This is a genomic window from Mycobacterium sp. IDR2000157661, assembly GCF_022317005.1.
Taxonomy (GTDB): domain Bacteria; phylum Actinomycetota; class Actinomycetes; order Mycobacteriales; family Mycobacteriaceae; genus Mycobacterium.
The window spans coordinates 2,701,591-2,721,598 of record NZ_CP081006.1; the positions used below are offsets into that span (position 1 = coordinate 2,701,591).

Here is a 20,008-nt window from a genome sequence, read left to right on the forward strand (position 1 = left end):
TGGTCCGGCAGGGCCGGGGAACGGCATTGTGCGTACCCTGGGAGTCATGCCGCCGACTATCAACATGGGGATCCCGGGTGCCTCCAGCTCGGTCGCTGGTGGCAGCCCGAACACCGCCGTCGGCAAACGGGTACTGCTGGCCGAGCCCCGCGGGTACTGCGCCGGGGTGGATCGCGCCGTCGAGACCGTGGAGCGCGCGCTGGACAAGCACGGCGCCCCCGTCTACGTCCGCCACGAGATCGTGCACAACCGCCACGTCGTCGAGACGCTGGCCAAGGCGGGCGCCATCTTCGTCGACGAGACCGACCAGGTGCCCGAGGGCGCGATCGTGGTGTTCTCCGCGCACGGGGTGGCGCCGACTGTGCATGCCAACGCCAGGGAACGCGAGCTGCAGGTCATCGACGCCACCTGCCCGCTGGTGACCAAGGTGCACAACGAGGCCAAGCGGTTCGCCCGCGACGACTACGACATCCTGTTGATCGGGCACGAGGGCCACGAGGAGGTCGTCGGCACCGCGGGCGAAGCTCCCGAGCATGTGCAGCTCGTCGACGGTCCGGACGCGGTCGACGGCGTGACGGTGCGCGACGAGAACAAGGTCATCTGGCTGTCGCAGACCACGCTGAGCGTCGACGAGACGATGGAGACCGTGCGCCGGTTGCGCGAGCGGTTCCCGACGCTGCAGGACCCGCCCAGCGACGACATCTGCTACGCCACCCAGAACCGCCAGGTCGCGGTCAAGGCGATGGCGCCGGAGTGTGAACTCGTCATCGTCGTCGGGTCACGGAACTCGTCGAACTCGGTTCGGCTGGTCGAGGTGGCGCTGGGTGCAGGCTCCGACGCCGCCTATCTGGTCGACTACGCCGACGACATCGACCCGGCCTGGCTGGACGGTGTCACGACCATCGGCGTCACCTCCGGAGCGTCGGTACCGGAAGTGCTGGTGCGCGGGGTTCTCGAGCGGCTCGCCGAGTACGGCTACGACACCGTGCAGCCGGTGACAACGGCCAACGAGACGCTGGTCTTCGCGTTACCGCGGGAGATCCGACCCGCTCGTACGTAGTGCGGGGCGTCGCCGCGCTGCGCTAGATGTCGTACTCCCAGCTGTCTGCGTTGCGTTGGCGCGGGGTGCGGCGCCGGGTGCGGTACTCCGCGCGGTCGTCGCGGTCCTCGCCGCGGTAACGCACCCGCGAGATCGGGTGATGGGTGCCGGCCCCGTTGCCGTTGCGGGCGTGGGGTTCTCGCGGCGGGATGTCGTAGTCGCCGAAGCGGCGCCGACGCTCGGGGCGGTCGTAGCCGGCGCGTCGCTCCGATGGTGGCTGGCCCGACTGCCGCGGCGGGCGGTGCCTGCGGCGCGGTTCGCGGGTCTCGCGCCGTTGTCGCGGTTCGGCCGACGGCGGCGGCTCCTGCCTGCTACTGCGGGGCCGGCGCGGGCGCTCGACGACGGGCTCGACGATCTCGGGCTCCGGCGGACGAACATGGCGTGACCGCGACGGGGCGCTGCGGCGCGCCGGACGTTCGCGGCGACTCGATGTCGAACCGGCGGCCCGGGTGGGGCGGTCGCCGGCGGCCCGCCGACGCCGCGGCGGCTCGACGACCTCGTCGTCCTCCTCACCGGTCTCGCGACCGAACAGCGCCGACATCTTGGCGGTCAACGCCGTCGCCACGCTCGTCCTGGGCTCGTCTTCATCGGTCGACCGGGGCGCACCGCGGTGCGCGGACGCCCCGCGGTACCAGCGCAGCATTCCGATCACGAGCACGAAGGCCGAGGTGAAGAACATCAGCGGGAAACGCTCGATCAGCGGATAGCCACAGTTGATCAGCACATCCTTGAGGCCGTCGATCTGGCTACTGGTGAACAGGAAGTAGGCGCCGGGCACGCTGACGAACAGGATCAGCGGCGGCTGGATGACGGCGGTGAACAACGCCGCCTGGCGCACGGCCAGCACCGCGCCGATGCAGCCGATGGCGTAGCAGGCGCCGAACACCGTGCTGAGTTCTTTGCTGCCGGACCCCGCGTCGAACGCGAAGCCGATAGCCGTTGCGGTGATGGTGATGAGCACAGCACCCCACCACGGGACACCCGGGAAGTCGGGATGCGCGGATCGGTGGTCGGCGGCCACCGCCGACCGTGCGCGCTGTGCTGACACAGGTAGACCGTACCGGCTCCCGCTGCAAAGGACCGTCAGCGCGGTGCTGGCGTGCCTGTCACAGTCTCCTAGACTACGGACCCTGTGAGCTTGAACCTTGGGATCGTCGGACTGCCGAACGTCGGGAAATCGACGCTCTTCAATGCGCTGACGCGCAACGACGTGTTGGCGGCGAACTACCCGTTCGCGACGATCGAGCCCAACGAGGGGGTGGTGCCGCTGCCCGACCCGCGACTGGCCGAGCTCGCCAGGCTGTTCGGATCGGAGAAGATCGTGCATGCGCCGGTCACCTTCGTCGACATCGCCGGAATCGTCAAGGGCGCCTCCGAGGGTGCCGGCCTCGGCAACAAGTTCCTTGCCAACATCCGCGAGAGTGACGCGATTTGCCAGGTGGTACGCGTGTTCAGCGACGACGACGTCGCGCACGTCGACGGCCGGATCGATCCGAAGTCCGACATCGAGGTGATCGAGACCGAATTGATCCTGGCCGACCTGCAGACCCTGGAGAAGGCCTTGCCGCGGCTGGAGAAGGAGGCGCGCACGCACAAGGACCGCAGGCCGGCCCACGACGCCGCGGCCGCGGCACAGGAGATCCTCAACGGCGGCACCACGCTGTTCGCCGCGGGCGTCGACACCGCGCCGCTGCGCGAACTGAACCTCCTGACGGTCAAACCGTTCCTGTACGTCTTCAACGCCGACGAGGCGGTGCTCACCGACGAGGCGCGCAAGACGGAGTTGCGGGAACTGGTGGCGCCCGCGGATGCGGTGTTCCTCGACGCGAAGATCGAAGCCGAACTGCAGGAGCTCGACGACGAGTCCGCGGCCGAGCTGCTGGAGTCGATCGGTCAAACCGAGCGCGGCCTGGATGCGTTGGCCAGCGCGGGTTTTCACACGCTCAAGCTGCAGACGTTCCTCACCGCGGGCCCGAAGGAGGCTCGCGCCTGGACCATTCACCGCGGCGATACGGCGCCCAAAGCGGCCGGCGTCATCCACACCGACTTCGAGAAGGGCTTCATCAAGGCCGAGATCGTCTCGTTCGACGACCTCGTCGCCGCCGGCTCGATGGCCGCTGCGAAGGCCGCGGGCAAGGTGCGCATGGAGGGCAAGGACTACGTCATGGCCGACGGAGACGTGGTGGAGTTCCGGTTCAACGTCTGATCGCTCGTTGACACTGCGGCTATGGCGATGTGCTCTCGCACTATTGCGCCGCCACCTCAGAGTCAACGGCTGGACGGCACGCTAGTCGACTGCTCAGCAGCGCCACCGCAACGAAGACCACTACGTCAACAGCGTCCTCCACGAACACGGCGAGCATGTGCTCACGAGCGATGACCACGGTTCCCGGTATGTGTTCGTGGCGGTGCGCATCCTGGTGAACCCGGATGACCCCGGCGATGTGGAAGCTGTGTCCGGGCTTCAGGATTCGCTTTCGATCACCGCCGGCCCCCAAGAGACGTTCGTCATGCCGGACTACGACGTCGAGAGCCTCGACGCCACCCGCGGCGCGTTGCTCGAACTCGCCCGCGGGCTCGACATGTTCGACCACACCTTCGGAACGCGCGACGAGGTCGATCCGAATGTACCGCCGGGCGACTATGAGCTGGTGTTCACCGAGGTTCCGGTCGACGCGTGCGTGACGGGTCAACCCGACGACGACGGCTCGGTCACCGTCCGTTTCATGGGCGCCACCGAGGGTGAGACACCACCGAACGCCATTGTGACTCCGAGCGGTTGGAACTACCTCATCCGGCTCTACCGCCCCCGCCCCGAATTTCTCGACGGCCGGTGGACCCCCCCTGTGCTGACCCCGGTGGCTGCTTCCTAGCGCGCCTCCGTGCGCGCACTATGCAAGCTTCAATTCCTTTGCGGTGGCGAAGGAGTCGTCGAGCAGAACGACGTCGCGGTGCTCGCGGTCGAGCATCGACGCGGCGATCGACGCCCGGTAGCCCGATCCGCAGTGCACCCATACCTGTCCCGGCGGCACCTCTTCCATGCGGTCGGCGAGTTCGTGCAACGGGATGTTGACCGCTCGCGGGATGTGGCTGTCGTCGTACTCACCCTCTTGGCGGACGTCGAGCACCACGAGACCGTCGTCTTCCAGGACACCGGCCAGCGCCTTGAAATCGGCGACCCGGTAGGAGCGCAGCGGCACACCGTCACTCAGGTCTGACACGTCGCCGACGGCGGACCCGGTCACGTTGTCGACCCCGATGCGGACTAGTTCGCGTCGGGCGTCGAGGATCTGCGCCTTGTCATCACCGATCAGCGTCAGCGGGGCGCCCCAGCGGTACAGCCAGCCGAGGTAGTTCACGAACGAGTCCGACAGCTCGAAGGCCAGTGTGCCGTCGAGGTGACCGGCGGCGAAGGCGGTGCGGTTGCGCAGGTCGACGACCCACTCGCCGGCCTCGATGCGGCGACGCAGTTCGTCGGGGTCGACCGGTTCGGGCGCGGAGAGGTCGACCGGCGGCGGCCCCTGCTTGTTGATGACACCCATGTGGGCGTAGTAAGCCGGAAACGCCGAGAGCCCGGCGATGAGTTCGTCGACGTAGGCCTGCTCGTCCTGGGTCAGCGCCGGATTGCTGCGGCGTTGATCGGCGATGGTCGAGGAGTCGCCGCTGCTCGGGGTGGCCGAGCAGAAGCTGCCGAACCCGTGGGTGGGGTAGACCTGCGTGTCGTCGGGTAGTTCGTCGGCGAGGCGGTGAACCGAATGGAACTGCGCGTGCGTGAGCTCTTCGGTGTGTTCCTCGCCGAGCAGGTCGGTGCGCCCGGTCGTGCCGTGCAGCATCGATCCGCCGGTGAACACTCCGAGCGTGTGGTCGTCGCGGTCGCGGAGAACGTAGCTGATGTGGTGGTGGGTGTGGCCGGGCGTGTGCACCGCGTGCAGCCGGATCGGTCCGGCGTCGACGACGTCGCCTTCGGCGACCCCACGCCGTGAATAGTCGACGTCGTCTCCGGCGGGGACCACGTACTCGGCCCCGGTGACGCGGGCGAGTTCGAGTCCGCCCGTCACGTAGTCGTTGTGCAGGTGCGTCTCGAGGACGTGCGTGATCCGCACCCCTAGTTCGTCGGCGAGTTCGAGGACCCTGTCGATGTCGCGCTGCGGGTCGATGACCACCGCGACGTCGCCCTCGCTGGCGACGTAGCTGCGGTCGCCGAGGCCGGAGGTCTCGATGATGGACACTTTCATGATTTCTCCCTTCGAGTGAGGTCGGTCAATGGAGGAAGGCCGTGTCGACGAGAACGTAAGCGGCGACGGCGAAGACCAGGTAGGCGAACCACCTGCGCAGACGGGTCGTCTCGACCCGGGTGCCCAGATGGCCGGCGACCAGCGAGGTGACGATCGCAGCTCCCACGAACGCACCGGTGACGGTCCAGTCGATGCGGGCATCGCTGAGATGGGCCAGGAACCCGGATGCGGAGTTGGCGACGATGACCAGCAACGAGGTGCCGACGGCGACCGGCATCTCGACGCCGAGCGTGAGCACGAGGGCGGGAATGATGAGGAACCCGCCGCCGACGCCGAACAGGCCCGTCAGGAGGCCGACGAGGATGCCCACCGCAATGGAGCGGGGCGCACACCGGCGCCAATTGATGCCGGAGTCGCCCGCCGCGCAGGCCGTGCCGGTGTCCCCGTCCTCGCGGAGCATTCGCCACCCGGCGACGACCATCACCACCGCCAGGCCTACCAGGAGCACCGATTGCGACAGCTGCCTGCCGACTGCCGTCCCGGCGAACGTGGCCGGGATCCCGGTGATCGCGAACATTCCCGCCAGCCGCCACTGCACCTGGGCCGCCCGGATCTTCGGCAGCACGCCGAACGCGGACGCGGTCGCGATGGCCACCAGTGAAACGGGGATGGCCTGTTTGATGTCGAGGCCCATGATGTAGACCAGTGCCGGCACAGCGAGGATGGAGCCGCCGCCGCCCAGCAGGCCAAGCAGGACACCGATCGCGGCGCCGGCAAGAAGGCTGACGAGGATCGTCATGGTGGTTGCGTTGAGGGTGCCGGTTCGAGGCGTTGGCGAGGCGTTCCGGCACCGTTGGCTCCTCCCTTCCCGAACCACCCTATACCCAGAGGGGTATGGCCGAAACGTGCGTGTGTCGTCCGACGGGGCCACCGTCGGGTTCAATCGGGTGCCATGACCCGCTCGGATGCCGCCGCACTGGTGGTCAAGGCCCCGCTCGCCCGCGTCTTCGAGGCGATGATTGACCCGCAGGCACTTGTCGAATGGCTGCCACCGTCCGGGATGGCGGGTCGGTTCGAACATTTCGACGCGCGTCCGGGCGGCTCCTACCGCATGGTCCTGACCTACCTCGACCCACCGGCGGGTGGCGGCAAGAGCGACCCGGACAGCGACGTCGTCGAGGCGCGTTTCCTCGAGATCGAATCCGAGGAACGCGTCGTCCAAGCGGTCGAATTCGCTTCGGCGGATCCGTCATTCGACGGCACTATGACCATGACGTGGACCGTGTCCCGTGTCGACGGCGGCACCCTGGTGGAGTTTCGCGCCGACGGCGTGCCGCCGGGGATCTCGGCCGCGGACCACCGGGACGGGATGACCTCCTCGCTGCGGAACCTCGCCGCATACCTCGCAAGGCGGCAGACCACGTTCCGCGGCTGCTGAACCCGAGCGGGATAGGGCAGAATCGCGCAGGTGACCCAGCCGCCGAACCGCCCCGGCCAGCCCGACTGGCGCGGCCGGGGTGCGCCGCCGCCGAACCCGGCGCAGCGTCGGCCGCCTCCACCGCCACAGACTCCTGGGCCGCCGAGGCGGCCTTCGCCGCCTGAGCCGCCGACCGAGCCGGCGCCGCGACGGCCGGAGCCGCCGACCGAGCGCATCCACAGACCGCCCCGGTCCGCCACCGGCCCGACTCAACGGTTCCCCAAACCCCCCTCGCCCGCCGACGCGCGAGCGACGGATGAACTCCAACGGCAGCCGCCGCCTCCTCCGCCGCCGGCGTTCGGGCCGAGCCCGGGGGCCGACGAAAAGCCCCGTCGGCGAGGAGGTTTCAACAAGAAGATCGCCATGCTGGCGGTCATCATCGTCGTGGCTCTGCTCGCAGGCGGGCTGGCAGGCGGCGAACTCTACGCCCGCCATCGCGCGGACGGCATCCTGACCGCGGTCGCCGAGTGCGTGACCGAGGACGATGTCACGATCTCCTTCGGCGTGAACCCGCCGTTCCTCTGGCAACACATCACCGGGCACTACACCAACATCTCGGTGACCACGGCAGGCGACCGGGTGCAGAGCGCCGACGGGATGACGGCCGAAGTGACCCTCGCCGACGTGCGGTTGCAGGAGACCCCCGACTCCAAGGGCACCATCGGATCGCTTGACGCCACGCTCAGCTGGAAATCGGCGGGCATCAAGGACACCGTCGCCGCCAATCTGCCCGGCGTCGGCAATCTGGTGACGGGCGTGCGCACGGACCCGGACGCAGGCACCGTGATACTGGAAGCCGGTGACAACAGCGTCACCGCCAAACCCGTCGTCACCGACGGCGACCTCAACCTGCAGGTTCTCGAGGTCGCGGGTCCGCTGCCGAAAGACGCCGTCCAGAGCGCCCTCAACGACCTGACCAAGAGGCTCAACGACAACTACCCGCTCGGAATCCAGGCCGACAGCGTCGAAGTCACCGACAGCGGGGTGGTGGGAGAGTTCTCCAGCGACAACGCGTCGATCCCCAAGGAGGACGCGAACCCCTGCTTCGCCCGGCTCTAGCCCATCACGGCTTCGGCCAACATCCGTCGGCTCCACGCCCGGTACGCGTCCACGGTCCAGCCGTTGCGCCGCGTCATCCGTAGGAAGACCTCGAAGCTGTGTCGGCCGGCGAATCCGGTCGGAACGGCCGACGGTGCGCGCCATGCGCCGCGACATCCTCGCCGTCCTCAACGACCCGAGCTACCGACGAAACTGCAGGCGCGTCGCCGATGAAATGGCTGCAGCCCCCGGTTTCGTCGGCTTGGCTCACGTCGTCGACCAGGTCAGCGCAGCGACAAGAGCCGCCGATTCGAGTAGATGAAGTTCAGTCCAGTGTCACGGCGATCTCGGCGCCGAGTTCATGACCGGGGGTCAGCGGCAGGTCGTCGCCGCTCCAGAACTTGCCGGGATCGAACCAGCTGTAGTGCTTCTCCGTCTCCAGTAGACCCATCTCCTCGTAGGTGATGGCGACGGTCTCGGCGCAATAGGCGGTCTCCAGGCCGACCTGCAGCTTCTCCTGTTTTCGCCGTTGCGTGGCATCGCGAACCCGGTTGTGCAGGAATGGAATTCCACGGGTGAAGTCGGTGACCGCGATTCGCCCCCGGAACCAGCGACCGGTCAGCCGCGCGGTGCTGGGGAACGGGGTGCCGTCCATGCGCGCCACCACCTTCAGCGCGCGGTCCTCCTGTTCCCGGTCGGCATACGGCATCAGCTGCCGCAACCAGCACTGCTGGTGGTAGCGGTTGATCCAACGCTCGACCACCTCGCGTGCGTCGTTGAGTTGCACGCCGCGCTGATTGCGGCCCGTCCACATGTCGGTCAGCTTGTCGCCCAGTTCGGCGTGCCAGATCAGCGGTGGCAGATCCTCGATCGCGATCGTCATCCCGACGTGGTTGACCGGCGCGTTGGTCATCGACTGGATCGCCCGGTCGGGCCCGGCGCGGCCCCGAAACAGCCAGAGGTCACCGGTGCGCGTCGCGTCGAGCGCCTGCTCCAACGACACCGTGGTTGGTTTCACCCTCGAAGCTTAGGCAGACTCACGCTATGCGCGGCATATGGAAGTGGGTTGGTCTGGCCGGGGTCATGGGGGTGGTGGCGGGCGGTGTGCTGGTCGCCCGCGATCAGCGCCGCCGCAACTCCTACACCCCCGACGACATCCGGGCGCGGCTGCACCAGCGGGTCGCCGAGGCCGAGCGGACCGGCGGTTAGCCGGCGACGGCGTACAGCCGGTAGGTGCCGTTGAAGCCCTTGAGATCGGCGTCGCGGCCCTCGTCGAAATCGATGTCGTCGACGTCGCTCAACGCGTCGCGCACCACCTCGCTGACCAGTACCTCGCCGCCGTCGGCTGCGCCGGCCACCCGGGCGGCCATGGCGACGTTGCGGCCGAACAGGTCGTCCCCCCGTCGCACCGACTTGCCCATATGGATTCCCATGCGCACGCGAACACCCTTGGACTGCCCGCGAAGCGAGCGCTGGATGTCCATGCTGCACCGCACCGCCTCGTCGGGCTGGGCGAAGGCCACCATGAACCCGTCACCCTGGCTCTTGACGACGTAACCGGAATGCTTCTTGACCTGTCGGCGCACCATCTTGTCGTGCTTGCCGATCAACCGGACCCAGGCGCGGTCCCCGATGCGCTCGTTGAGCGCGGTCGACTCCTCGATGTCGGAGAACAGGATCACGATCTTGCCGCTCGGCGATAGCCGAGCCAGGTCCGGCCGCTCCACCTCAGCCCAGTCGGCCAGGTCCTCGATGGAGGTCCGCACTGCGGCGCCGAGACCGTCCTTGCGCAGGATGTTGGCGGTCTGCCAGACCTGTTTGACGGCTTCCCGCCCGCCGGTGAGCAGCATGTTCCTGGTGTCGACCCGCTTGCGGATCTCGTAGAGCTCGTCGCGCTGGCGGGTATAACGGATCCACAGCACCCCGAGCGCGACGGCCTCCGCCGCCGCGACGACTGCCAACACGTAAGCCGCGATCTGTGCTCCCGTCACGGGTCAAGTATTGGATGCTGATGCGGTGACGTCGGCGAAGGCCCCCTATTACGAGAGTCGCTACATCCGTGCGAATCACCCCGACCAGCCGCGGGCGCTGTGGCTGCGCGAGACCCTGCTGCTGCCGACGGCCGGAGAATCCGTCGCCGATGTGTGGGTGATGGTGTTCGACCCGGACGGCGCGGGCAACCGGGCCCTCAAGGAGCCGTATCCCATCGAGGCCGCCGACTACCACTACGACGAGTGGACCGCGCGAATCGGCGCGGCCTTCCTCGACGACCGGTCGGCCGACGGCGTCGTGACGGGTGGCAACCGTTCGGCCCGCTGGGATCTGCGCATCAGTGCGGGGTCCGCGGATCCGGTGAAGCTGCTCACCGAGCGGGCATACCGGGCGCGCTTTCCGACCGCCAAGACGACGGTGCGTCACCCGCTCGCGGACTTCGACGGACTACTCGAACTGGACGACACCCGCGTGGTCGTCGACGGCTGGACCGGCAGCGTGAACCACAACTGGGGTACGCGGCACACGCCGGCGTACGCGTTCGGGCAGGTCTGCGGCTTCGACGACCACCCCGAATCGACGCTCGAGATCGTCACCGCCAGGACCGGAGTGGGACCGGTGTTGCTACCGGGAGTGACGTTGTTCGTCCTGCGCCACCAGGGCCAGGAGTTCGCGGTGCGCTCCATCCTCGGCAGCATGCAGACGCACGGCCGTTACCGGCCGTTCTCGTGGACGTTCGGTGGCCGGGTCGGCGAGCAGATGATCGAGGGGGAGATCGTCACCGAGCCGGCCGACGTCATCGGCTTGACGTACACCGACACCGACGGCACGACGAAGTTCTGTTACAACTCGGCGATCGCCACATGCCGGGTTCAACTGGCGGGCAAGGCCTTCGAACGCGCTCAGTTGACCGCGACCCGTCGAGCCATGTTCGAGATCCTCACCGACACCCGCTGTGGCGACGTCCCGCTTCTGGCTTAGGCCTTCGCCGTCCGGCTTGAGGTCGGTCGACAGCATGTCAGCCGGTCCACCGTCTACGGTCACCGGCTGACGAATTGCACCACGACTTCGGAGAACGCGTCGTTGTCGTCGCCGGCGGCGGTGTGGCCCGCCTGGGCCAGTTCGACGAACTCCGCGCGCGGCACCTTGCGCCGGAAGTCCTCGACGCCTTCGGTGCTCACCACGTCGGAGAGCTTGCCACGGATGAGCAGGATCGGGATGGTCAAGCTCATGACCGCATGCTCGAGCTTCTCCACCCGGACGAACGGGTCGTCGATCGGGGCGGTCAGGAACGCCGGATCCCAGTGCCAGTGCCACCGACCGTCACGGTGACGCAGGTTCTTCTTGAGTCCGTCGGTGCTGCGGGGTCGCTGCCGGTGCGGCAGGTATGCGGCGACAGCGTCGGCGGCCTGGTCCAGCGTCTCGAAACCGTCGATGCCGCTGGCCATGAACTCGCGGATCCGCGCGCTGCCGTCTTTCTCGTACCGAGGCACCACGTCGACGAGCACCAACTTCGTCACCGCATCCGGGCCGGCGGCGTCGGCGACCAGCATGCCGGTCATCCCGCCCATGCTTGCGCCGATCAGCGCCACCGGGCGCCCGATCTGTTCGATGACCTGCAGCGTGTCGGCGCACAACGCGTCGACCGTGTAGTTGGCCGTCGGCGCGCGATCGCTGTCGCCGTGCCCGCGGCTGTCCAGCGCCACCACGTGCAGGCCCTGGTCAGCGAGGATCTGGCCCGTCTTCTTCCAGGAGTGGCGGTTCTGACCGCCGCCGTGCAGCATCAGCACGGTGGGCCGCTCGGTTGCGGCCGCCGCGCCGCGGTTCCATTCGTCGGCGACCAGAGCAAGACCCTCGGTGCCGCGGAAACTCACGGTCTGCGGTTGGCTTCCGGTACTGGTCACGGACGTCCTCTCGGCTGGTCCCGGGGTCCTCACGTTACTCAGCAGCGGAATTTGACCGGATTTCGGGCTCGTTGATGAGCGCGTAAATATAATTTGCTCTCGTGCAGCCCGAATCCGCCGACGACGAGCGCGGGTCCATCATCGACGCTGCCTATGCCTGCCTCTCCGAACCGCACAGCGGGGCCGTCCCCGTTGCGGCGATTTTGCAGCGTGCCGGCGTGTCGACCCGCGCCTTCTACCGGCACTTCGAATCGAAAGACGAGTTGTTCCTGGCCATGCTGCGGCAGGAGACCGACGCGCTGGCCGCACGCCTGGACCGGGTCCTGGAAAACCACCACGGCGACGCCGTCGACCAGCTCGAGGAGTGGATCGAGGGCATGTTCGGGCTCATCCACGACGACCAGACTCGGCTGCACTTCACCGTTATCGACTCCGACGAGGTGCGCGCGGCGCGCGGCTACCGCGAACTCCGCGAGCGCGGCCACGCCGACCGGGAGCGCTCGCTGGTGGCCATTCTGCGCCGCGGGCGCGATGACGGTTCGTTCCCCCTGGCCCGGCCGGAGGAGGACGCCATGGCCATCAACGCGATGATCAGCCGGCTGATGATCGCCCAGTCCTACGACGACCACGACGGGCTGAAGCGGGCCAAGGCCGACATCCTCGACTTCGCGCTTCGGGCGATGGGGGCGGACCGCCCGGCCGCTCGATGAATTCTGCGGCCGGTGCGGGTCTACCCGGTATGCCAGCAATCACCCCGTCCCTGTGGTTCGACAACAACCTCGAAGAAGCTGCGCGGTTCTACGCCGCGATATTCCCGAACTCGTCGATCGAGAAGCTCAACCGCTACACCGACGCAGGCCCCGGCACTCCCGGCGACGTCGTCTCGGGCACCTTTGTGCTCGACGGCAACCGCTTCATCGGCATCAACGGCTCTTCGGCCGGCGGTCCGCACTTCCGGTTCAGCGAAGCCGTGTCGTTCACGGTTCACTGCGCCGATCAGCAGGAGGTCGACTACTACTGGGGCCGCCTGCTCGATGGCGGCGAGGAGTCGCAGTGCGGCTGGCTCAAGGACCGGTTCGGTCTCAGTTGGCAAATAGTGCCCGACCGACTCCACGAATTGCTCGACGATCCCGACCCCGCCCGCGCCGCCGCTGTCACCAAGGCGATGCTCGGCATGCGCAAGATCGTCATCGCCGAATTGGAGGACGCGGCACGCGACGTTTGACCCCGAAAAAGTTACCGAAGTCCCCGATTCGAGCTGTGCGGTTGCCCGGCCGCAAAATCTTGATATACGGTTCCCCGGCGTCCGCCCGTGTGTAACCTTGCGCCACAGCCACCACGGGCGCAGGTTGTTTCGGTGGCAGGGAAGGTCGGCGGCAATGGCAGTGAGGAGCATGCGGGGTAGGGCCGACTGATGGTTGCTACCAACGCCATTGCCAAACCGGTGCGTGCCTTCGGCGGCTTCTATTCGATGGCGCTCGACACCTTCGCGTGGATGTTCCGGCCGCCGTTCGCCTGGCGCGAGTTCATCTCGCAGTCCTGGTTCGTGGCCCGGGTGTCGATCCTGCCCACCTTGATGCTGACGATTCCTTACACGGTGCTTCTGACGTTCACGTTCAACATTCTGTTGGTCGAGTTCGGCGCCGCCGACTTCTCCGGCACGGGTGCCGCGCTCGGAACGGTGCGCCAGATCGGACCGATCGTGACGGTGTTGGTGGTTGCCGGTGCCGGCGCCACCGCGATGTGCGCCGACCTCGGCGCGCGGACCATCCGGGAAGAACTCGACGCGCTGCGGGTCATGGGCGTGAACCCCATCCAGGCGCTCGTCGTTCCCCGCGTGCTGGCCGCCACCCTGGTGTCGCTTGCGTTGAGCGCAACGGTGATTCTGGTCGGATTGGCCGGTGCGTACTTCTTCACCGTCTACATCCAGAACGTTTCGCCAGGTGCGTTCGCTGCCGGTCTCACCCTGATCATCGGGACACCGGACGTCATCATCGCGCTGCTCAAGGCCGCGCTCTTCGGTCTTTCCGCCGGCATGATCGCCTGCTACAAGGGCATTTCCGTCGGCGGCGGCCCGGCCGGGGTCGGTAACGCCGTCAACGAGACGGTCGTCTTCACCTTCATGGCGCTGTTCGCCATCAACATCGTCGCGACCGCCGTCGCAGTGAAGGTGACGATGTGACCGTATCGAGGCCCCACTCCCAGTTCCCCTGGCTGAAAGCCAGATTCCGCAGCGTTGCCGACCCGTGGAACCACATCGGCATGCAGACCAAGTTCTTCGGCCGCACGCTGACCTCCATCCGTTACACCGTCCTGCACTATCAGGTCGAGTTGATTCGCATCATCGCCCAAATGGGACTCGGTGCAGGCGCTCTCATCATCATCGGCGGCACCGTGGCGATCGTCGGCTTCCTGACCGTGACGACGGGTGCGCTGGTGGCGGTGCAGGGCTACACGGACTTCTCCGAGATCGGTGTCGAGGCCCTGACCGGATTCGCGTCGGCCTTCTTCAACGTGCGTCTGATCGCGCCGGCAACCACCGCAGTGGCGCTGTCGGCCACCATCGGCGCCGGAGCCACCGCACAGCTCGGCGCCATGCGTATCAACGAGGAGATCGACGCCCTCGAGGTGATGGGAATCCGAAGCATCGCCTTTCTCGCCTCCACCCGGGTCGTCGCCGGGTTCCTCGTGGTGATCCCCCTGTACTGCGTCGGCGTGATCGCTGCCTTCTGGGCGGCGCGGTTCGGCACCACGGTGCTCTACGGGCAGTCGACGGGTGTGTACGACCACTACTTCAGAACGTTCCTCAACCCCACCGACCTGATGTGGTCCTTCGGCCAGACCATTGCGCTGGCGATCATGATCATGCTCGTGCACACCTACTACGGCTACACGGCGCGCGGCGGGCCGGCGGGGGTCGGCGAGGCCGTCGGGCGTGCTGTGCGCACGTCGCTGATCGTCTCGGCGTTCGTGCTGGTGATGCTCTCCCTCGCGGTCTACGGTCAATCCGGCAACTTCAACCTGGCGGGCTGACCGTGGAGCAGAAGGAAGAAGGCCTGCATCCCGCGTGGTGGACGTTGATCCTCGTGATCATCGTCGCCATCGCCATCTGGCTGACGTATTCGTTGTTCGTCGGCAGCTTCAAGGCGACCGAGACCGTCACGCTGACCTCCGACCGGTCGGGCCTGGTGATGGACACCAACGCCAAGGTCAAGCTGCGTGGCGTGCAGGTCGGCAAGGTCTCCGCGATCCAGGGCGGCTCGCAACCGGTGGCGCTGAAGCTCGAGATCGACAAGGACAAACTGGAGTACATCCCGGCCAACGTCGAGGCCCAGATCCGGGCGACCACGGTGTTCGGCGCCAAGTTCGTCGACCTGGTATACCCCAGCGATCCCAACGGTCAGCTGAAGGCCGGCCAGGTGATCAGGTCGCGCAACGTCACCGCCGAGGCCAATACGGTCTTCCAGAACCTGGTCGGCGTGCTCGAGCAGATCGACCCGGCCAAGCTCAACAGCACGCTGTACGCGCTCGCCGAAGGTGTCCGGGGCCAGGGCGAGTGGATCGGTCAGGCCACCACCGACCTGAACCAGGTTCTGCTGGAACTCAATCCGCGCAACGAGACGATCACCGCCGATCTGCGGGCGCTGCGAGACTTCAACGACACCTACAGCGCTGCCGCGCAGAACATTCTGTCAACGCTCGACGCGCTGCACACCACGAGCGCCACCATCGCGGGCCGCGCCGGCCAGTTGGATGCCTTGCTGCTCGCCACCATCGGCTTCTCCAACAGCGGCATCAACCTGCTCGCGCCCAATCAGGCCAACCTGATCAAGGGCATCAACGTGCTCGAGCCGACGACGAACCTGCTGTTCGAGTACAGCCCGGAGTACACCTGCCTACTCACCGGCGCGAAGACCCTGCTGGACACCGGCGGGTACGACGCGCCAGGCGGCAACGGCCGGACGCTGGTGCTCGACGTGGGCTTGTCGTTGGGCGACGACCCGTATAAGTACCCAAACCATCTACCGATCGTCGGCGCCAAGGGCGGTCCGGGCGGCAAGCCCAGTTGCGGTTCGCTGCCCGACGTGGCCCAGAACTGGCCGGTGCGAAACCTGGTGACCAACACCGGGTTCGGCACCGGACTCGACTGGCGGCCCAACCCCGGCATCGGCTTCCCCGGCTACGCCAACTACCTGCCGGTGACCCGCGCCGTGCCGGAGCCGCCGAGCGTGCGAAACCTGTTCGGCGGGCCCGCAATCGGACCGATCCCGTACCCGGGAGCACCGGCCTACGGTGCAGACCTGTACGCAGACGACGGCACCCCGCTGTGGCCGGGTCTACCCGCCGCGCCGCCGCCGATGTCGCCGCGTGAACCGGGCCCCACACCGGGTTCGGAGCCCTTCGTGGTGCACGCACCCGCCCAGATGCAGCCGACGCCACTACGGCCGACGCCCCTACCCACCCCGGCGCGACCCGGTCCGCCGTTCCCGTGACCACCGACGACTCGAGAGGAGGCCAGCCGTGCAGGGCATGAATGCGAAGGTCCGACACGACGCCGTGCGTCTTGCCGCGTTCTTGACCGTGTGCCTGCTCGGCGTGTTCGGTTTGTTCGCCGTGTTCGGCCAGATGCGCTTCGGGGAGAAGACCAACGGCTACCAGGCCGTGTTCACCAATGTCTCCGGGCTGGAGAACGGCGACTTCGTTCGTATCGCCGGGGTGGAGGTCGGCAGGGTCGAAAGCGTTGACATCCGGCCGGATACGACCGCGCTGGTCGAGTTCACCGCGGACGAGTCGGTGATGCTGACCGAGGGCAGCAGGGCCGTCATCCGCTACGACGACCTCATCGGCGGGCGCTATCTGGCGCTACAGGAAGGCGCCGGAAGTACCGCGACGCTCAAGCCGGGCGGCACCATTCCGCTGGCCCGCACGTCGCCTGCGCTGGACCTCGACGCGCTGATCGGCGGATTCCGTCCGCTGTTCCGTGCGTTGGACCCCGATCAGGTGAACGCGTTGTCGGGCCAGCTGATCCAGGCCCTGCAGGGCCAGGGCGGGACCATCAACTCGTTTTTGGCCCAGACCGCCGCGCTGACGAGCACGCTGGCCGACCGCGACCAGCTCATCGGGGAGGTCATCGTCAACCTGAACATCGTGCTGGGCTCGCTCGGCGACCAAAGCGACCAGTTCGCAAAGGCGGTCGATGCGCTCGCCGAACTGGTCGCGACACTGGAGGGCCGCAAGGCGGACATCAGCAACGGGGTGGCCTACACCAACGCCGCGGCCGCAACCATCACGGATCTGTTGACGGAGGCCCGGCCGCCCTTCTCCAAGGCGATCCGGGAGACCGACCGCGCCGCGGGCATCGTGGTGGCCGACCACGAGTACTTCGACAACCTGCTCAACACCTTGCCGGAGGCGTATCAGGCGCTTTCCCGGCAAGGCATCTACGGTGACTTCTTCACCTTCTATCTCTGCGACATCGTGCTCAAGCTCAACGGGAAGGGCGGGCAGCCGGTGTATGTGAAGGTCGCCGGGCAGGCCACCGGGAGGTGTGCGCCGCGATGAAGTCCTTCAGTGAGCGCAACCAGACCGTCATCGGTGCCGTCGGGCTGGCGTTGACGGCAGGCATCGTGCTCGGTGCCCTGAACTACGACCGGCTGCCGTTCCTGCAGGGCGCGGAGTACTCGGCCTACTTCGCGGAGATCGGCGGGCTCAAAGTCGGTGAGGGCGTTGAGGTTTCGGGCTTCGAGGTGGGGCAGGTCGAGTCCATCGAACTGGACGGGCCGCATGCGCTGGTGACCTTCACCATCGGCAACGATATTCGGCTCGGCAACCGAAGCGAGGCGGCGATCAAGACCAAGGGCCTGCTGGGCACGAAGTTCCTCGAGGTCACCTCCCGCGGTGACGGACAGCAGGAAGGCACGATCCCGCTCGACCGCACCAGGTCGCCCTACCAGCTGCCCGATGCGCTGGGTGAACTGGCGACGACCATCAGCGGCTTGAACACCGACCAGCTGTCGGATTCGCTGCGGGTGCTGGCAGCGACGTTCGCCGACACGCCGCCGGAGTTGCGGGTCGCGGTCGAGGGCGTGGCCCGGTTCTCCGAGACGCTCAACGAACGCGACGCACAGTTGCGGGGCCTGCTGGTCAATGCCGACAAGGCCACCACCGTGCTGGCCGAGCGTCGGGACCAGGTCGTCAGTCTGGTCAACAACACCAATGCGCTGCTGGTCGAGCTGGAAAGCCAAAGCGCCGCACTGGATCAGGTCTCGGGAAACATCTCGGCGCTGAGCCGGCAGCTGGGGGGTTTCATCGCCGACAACCGCGAAACGATGAGACCCGCACTGGACAAGCTCAACGGCGTGCTGACGATCGTGGACAACCGCAGGGAGCGTCTGCAGAGGTCGCTCACGCTGCTCACCGACTACTCGATGTCGCTGGGCGAATCGGTCTCGGGCGGCCCGTTCTTCAAGACCTACGTCGCCAACCTGCTGCCGGGCCAGTTCCTGCAGCCGTTCATCGACGCCGCATTCTCCGACCTCGGTCTGGATCCCAACACGAAGCTGCCTTCGGAACTCAGCGACCCGCAGGTCGGTCAGCCGGGGACACCGGCGCTGCCCGTGCCCTTCCCGCGCACCGGCCAGGCCGGAGATCCGCGGCTGACGATTCCCGACGCGATCACCGGCAATCCCGGTGACCAGCAGTGCGGTCCGCCGGGCATCCCACTGCCCGGGCCCGGCTGCTATCCGTACCGCGAGCCACCGCCGGCGCCGCCGCCCGGTGGTCCGCCGCCGGGACCGCCCGCGCAGGCGCCGGCACCCCTGCAGTCGACGCCGGAGCCCACTCCGTCACCGGTTCTGGTGCCCGCCCCGGGTGCGGTGCCTCACCTCGGTTCTTCGGAGGCCGGACAATGACGCGTACCGCCCGTAACTTCCTTGCCGTTGCCCTGGTGGTGATCCTGGCCGCCGGTGTGGTGCTGTTGTTGCGCACCGTCCAGCGGATCGACCGCACGCACGTCGTCGCCTACTTCGAGAACGCCAACGGCATCTATCCCGGCGATGACGTATCGATCGTCGGTGTCGCGGTGGGCAAGATCGAGTCCATCGAACCCCAGCCCGAACGAGTCAAGATCTCGTTCTGGTACGACAGCAAGTACAAAGTCCCGGCCGACGCCAAGGCCGCGATCCTGTCGCCGACTCTGGTGACCGCGCGCACCATTCAGCTCACCCCGCCCTACACCGGGGGCCCGGTGATGGCCGACGACGCGGTCATCCCGCAGGAGCGCACCGCCGTTCCGGTGGAGTGGGACCAGGTCCGCCGACAGCTCGAGACGCTGACCGAGACGCTGCAGCCCACGGAACCGGGCGGCGTGAGCCCGCTGGGATCGCTCATCAACACCACCGCCGACAACCTGCGCGGTGAAGGCGCCAACATCCGCGACACCATCATCAAGCTGTCGCAGGCCGTGACGGCGCTTGGCGATCGCAGCACCGACATCTTCTCCACGGTCAAGAACCTGGCGCTGCTGGTGTCGGCGCTGCAGGACAGCACCGACGTGATGCGCCAGCTCAACCAGAACCTGGCCACCGTGACCGGCCTGCTCGCCAACGACCCCGACGAAGTCGCGAATGCGGTGCGCGACCTGAGCAACGTCGTCGGCGAGGTCCAGACGTTCGTGGCCGACAACCGCGAAGCGTTGGGCACCACCTCGGACCGGTTGGCCGGGGTCACCCAGGCGCTCACCGACAGCCTCGCCGACGTCAAGCAGTTCCTGCACGTGGCACCCAACACCCTGCAGAACTACGTCAACATCTGGCAGCCCGCGCAGGGCGCGGTGAGCAGCGTGCCGATGCTCAACAACTTCGCCAATCCGGTGTCGTTCCTGTGCGGTGGCATTCAGGCGGCGTCCCGGCTCGGCGCCGAGGAGTCCGCGAAGCTGTGCGCGCAATACCTGGCGCCGATCATGAAGAACCGCCAGTACAACTTCCTGCCCATCATGCAGAACGTCTTCGTCGGTGCCTCGACGCGACCGAACGAGCTGACCTTCAGCGAGGATTGGCTGCGACCGGACTACATACCGCCGCAACCCGGCCCGGGCGCTGGTCCGCCGCAGGCCGGTCCGGGCGCGGGTCCATCGCCAGATGTACTGGTGCAGCCGGTCGCGCCGGTACCTCCCGGGCCGCCGTTGCCCGCGGAGGCGCCCGTCACGCCGAACCCTGCCGACGGTCTGCACGGGCTGATGGTGCCGCAGGGGGTGGGACCGTGA

21 protein-coding genes are annotated in these 20,008 nt (G+C 67.5%); 15 read left to right on the forward strand and 6 right to left on the reverse strand.

Annotated features, from left to right (window positions below; all coding sequences use genetic code 11):
• Positions 1-46: 46 nt before the first annotated feature.
• The gene (locus tag K3G64_RS14340; protein WP_238885203.1) at positions 47-1,060 is read left to right on the forward strand and encodes a 4-hydroxy-3-methylbut-2-enyl diphosphate reductase; all 1,014 of its coding nucleotides are present in this window, start codon (positions 47-49) and stop codon (positions 1,058-1,060) included.
• 22 nt (positions 1,061-1,082) lie between these two features.
• On the opposite strand, the gene K3G64_RS14345 is transcribed toward K3G64_RS14340, so the two are convergent.
• Positions 1,083-2,147: a DUF6542 domain-containing protein gene (locus K3G64_RS14345; protein ID WP_238885204.1), complete on the reverse strand. Its 1,065-nt coding sequence runs from the start codon at positions 2,145-2,147 to the stop codon at positions 1,083-1,085.
• Positions 2,148-2,231: 84 nt separating this feature from the next.
• Here K3G64_RS14345 and ychF point away from each other — a divergent pair, with 84 nt between their 5' ends.
• Both ychF and K3G64_RS14355 read left to right on the forward strand, forming a co-directional pair.
• Complete coding sequence (gene ychF, locus K3G64_RS14350; RefSeq protein WP_238885205.1) at positions 2,232-3,305, forward strand: redox-regulated ATPase YchF; 1,074 nt, start codon at positions 2,232-2,234, stop codon at positions 3,303-3,305.
• Between the two features lie 157 nt (positions 3,306-3,462).
• On the forward strand, positions 3,463-3,972 hold the full coding sequence (locus K3G64_RS14355) for a hypothetical protein (protein WP_238885206.1): 510 nt from the start codon (positions 3,463-3,465) through the stop codon (positions 3,970-3,972).
• 18 nt (positions 3,973-3,990) lie between these two features.
• Here K3G64_RS14355 and K3G64_RS14360 read toward each other — a convergent pair whose 3' ends face one another.
• Together K3G64_RS14360 and K3G64_RS14365 are read right to left on the reverse strand one after the other, a co-directional pair.
• Positions 3,991-5,334 (reverse strand): MBL fold metallo-hydrolase, encoded by a 1,344-nt coding sequence (locus K3G64_RS14360; RefSeq protein ID WP_238885207.1) that lies wholly within the window; start codon positions 5,332-5,334, stop codon positions 3,991-3,993.
• Between the two features lie 25 nt (positions 5,335-5,359).
• Positions 5,360-6,133: a sulfite exporter TauE/SafE family protein gene (locus K3G64_RS14365; RefSeq protein ID WP_238885208.1), complete on the reverse strand. Its 774-nt coding sequence runs from the start codon at positions 6,131-6,133 to the stop codon at positions 5,360-5,362.
• A 153-nt stretch (positions 6,134-6,286) separates the two neighbouring features.
• Between K3G64_RS14365 and K3G64_RS14370 the strand changes: the two genes are divergently transcribed.
• Positions 6,287-6,772 carry an SRPBCC domain-containing protein gene (locus K3G64_RS14370; RefSeq protein WP_238885209.1) on the forward strand — a complete coding sequence of 162 codons (486 nt, stop codon included), beginning with the start codon at positions 6,287-6,289 and terminating at the stop codon, positions 6,770-6,772.
• A gap of 402 nt (positions 6,773-7,174) precedes the next feature.
• Positions 7,175-7,870: an LmeA family phospholipid-binding protein gene (locus K3G64_RS14375; RefSeq protein ID WP_370646941.1), complete on the forward strand. Its 696-nt coding sequence runs from the start codon at positions 7,175-7,177 to the stop codon at positions 7,868-7,870.
• Between the two features lie 304 nt (positions 7,871-8,174).
• Here the strand turns inward: K3G64_RS14375 and K3G64_RS14380 are convergent, their stop codons facing one another.
• Complete coding sequence (locus K3G64_RS14380) at positions 8,175-8,852, reverse strand: guanylate cyclase (protein ID WP_238950661.1); 678 nt, start codon at positions 8,850-8,852, stop codon at positions 8,175-8,177.
• A 41-nt stretch (positions 8,853-8,893) separates the two neighbouring features.
• Here K3G64_RS14380 and K3G64_RS14385 point away from each other — a divergent pair, with 41 nt between their 5' ends.
• Positions 8,894-9,058, forward strand: coding sequence for a hypothetical protein (locus tag K3G64_RS14385; RefSeq protein WP_238885211.1), 165 nt, complete (start codon positions 8,894-8,896; stop codon positions 9,056-9,058).
• On the opposite strand, the gene K3G64_RS14390 is transcribed toward K3G64_RS14385, so the two are convergent.
• On the reverse strand, positions 9,055-9,840 hold the full coding sequence (locus tag K3G64_RS14390; protein ID WP_238885212.1) for an adenylate/guanylate cyclase domain-containing protein: 786 nt from the start codon (positions 9,838-9,840) through the stop codon (positions 9,055-9,057). The two genes, K3G64_RS14385 and K3G64_RS14390, sit on opposite strands and share 4 nt — an antisense overlap.
• Before the next feature lie 25 nt (positions 9,841-9,865).
• On the opposite strand from K3G64_RS14390, the gene K3G64_RS14395 reads away from it, so the two are divergent.
• Positions 9,866-10,822 carry a hypothetical protein gene (locus tag K3G64_RS14395; RefSeq protein WP_238885213.1) on the forward strand — a complete coding sequence of 319 codons (957 nt, stop codon included), beginning with the start codon at positions 9,866-9,868 and terminating at the stop codon, positions 10,820-10,822.
• A 59-nt stretch (positions 10,823-10,881) separates the two neighbouring features.
• On the opposite strand, the gene K3G64_RS14400 is transcribed toward K3G64_RS14395, so the two are convergent.
• Positions 10,882-11,745, reverse strand: coding sequence for an alpha/beta fold hydrolase (locus K3G64_RS14400; RefSeq protein WP_238885214.1), 864 nt, complete (start codon positions 11,743-11,745; stop codon positions 10,882-10,884).
• 101 nt (positions 11,746-11,846) lie between these two features.
• Between K3G64_RS14400 and K3G64_RS14405 the strand changes: the two genes are divergently transcribed.
• The 8 genes from K3G64_RS14405 to K3G64_RS14440 all read left to right on the forward strand — a co-directional run bounded on the left by K3G64_RS14405 (position 11,847) and on the right by K3G64_RS14440 (position 20,008).
• Positions 11,847-12,455: a TetR/AcrR family transcriptional regulator gene (locus K3G64_RS14405; RefSeq protein ID WP_238885216.1), complete on the forward strand. Its 609-nt coding sequence runs from the start codon at positions 11,847-11,849 to the stop codon at positions 12,453-12,455.
• Positions 12,456-12,484: 29 nt separating this feature from the next.
• A complete protein-coding gene (locus tag K3G64_RS14410) occupies positions 12,485-12,970 on the forward strand; it encodes a VOC family protein (protein WP_238885217.1) in 486 nt (161 codons plus the stop codon).
• 189 nt (positions 12,971-13,159) lie between these two features.
• A complete protein-coding gene (locus K3G64_RS14415) occupies positions 13,160-13,927 on the forward strand; it encodes an MlaE family ABC transporter permease (RefSeq protein WP_238885219.1) in 768 nt (255 codons plus the stop codon).
• Positions 13,924-14,778, forward strand: coding sequence for an ABC transporter permease (locus K3G64_RS14420; RefSeq protein ID WP_238885221.1), 855 nt, complete (start codon positions 13,924-13,926; stop codon positions 14,776-14,778). The genes K3G64_RS14415 and K3G64_RS14420 overlap by 4 nt, the downstream gene beginning before the upstream one ends.
• Positions 14,779-14,780: 2 nt before the next feature.
• Complete coding sequence (locus K3G64_RS14425) at positions 14,781-16,238, forward strand: MCE family protein (protein ID WP_238885223.1); 1,458 nt, start codon at positions 14,781-14,783, stop codon at positions 16,236-16,238.
• Between the two features lie 37 nt (positions 16,239-16,275).
• The gene (locus K3G64_RS14430; RefSeq protein ID WP_238950662.1) at positions 16,276-17,307 is read left to right on the forward strand and encodes a virulence factor Mce family protein; all 1,032 of its coding nucleotides are present in this window, start codon (positions 16,276-16,278) and stop codon (positions 17,305-17,307) included.
• Positions 17,304-18,656: an MCE family protein gene (locus tag K3G64_RS14435; RefSeq protein WP_238885224.1), complete on the forward strand. Its 1,353-nt coding sequence runs from the start codon at positions 17,304-17,306 to the stop codon at positions 18,654-18,656. The genes K3G64_RS14430 and K3G64_RS14435 overlap by 4 nt, the downstream gene beginning before the upstream one ends.
• Positions 18,653-20,008 (forward strand): virulence factor Mce family protein, encoded by a 1,356-nt coding sequence (locus K3G64_RS14440; protein ID WP_238885226.1) that lies wholly within the window; start codon positions 18,653-18,655, stop codon positions 20,006-20,008. The genes K3G64_RS14435 and K3G64_RS14440 overlap by 4 nt, the downstream gene beginning before the upstream one ends.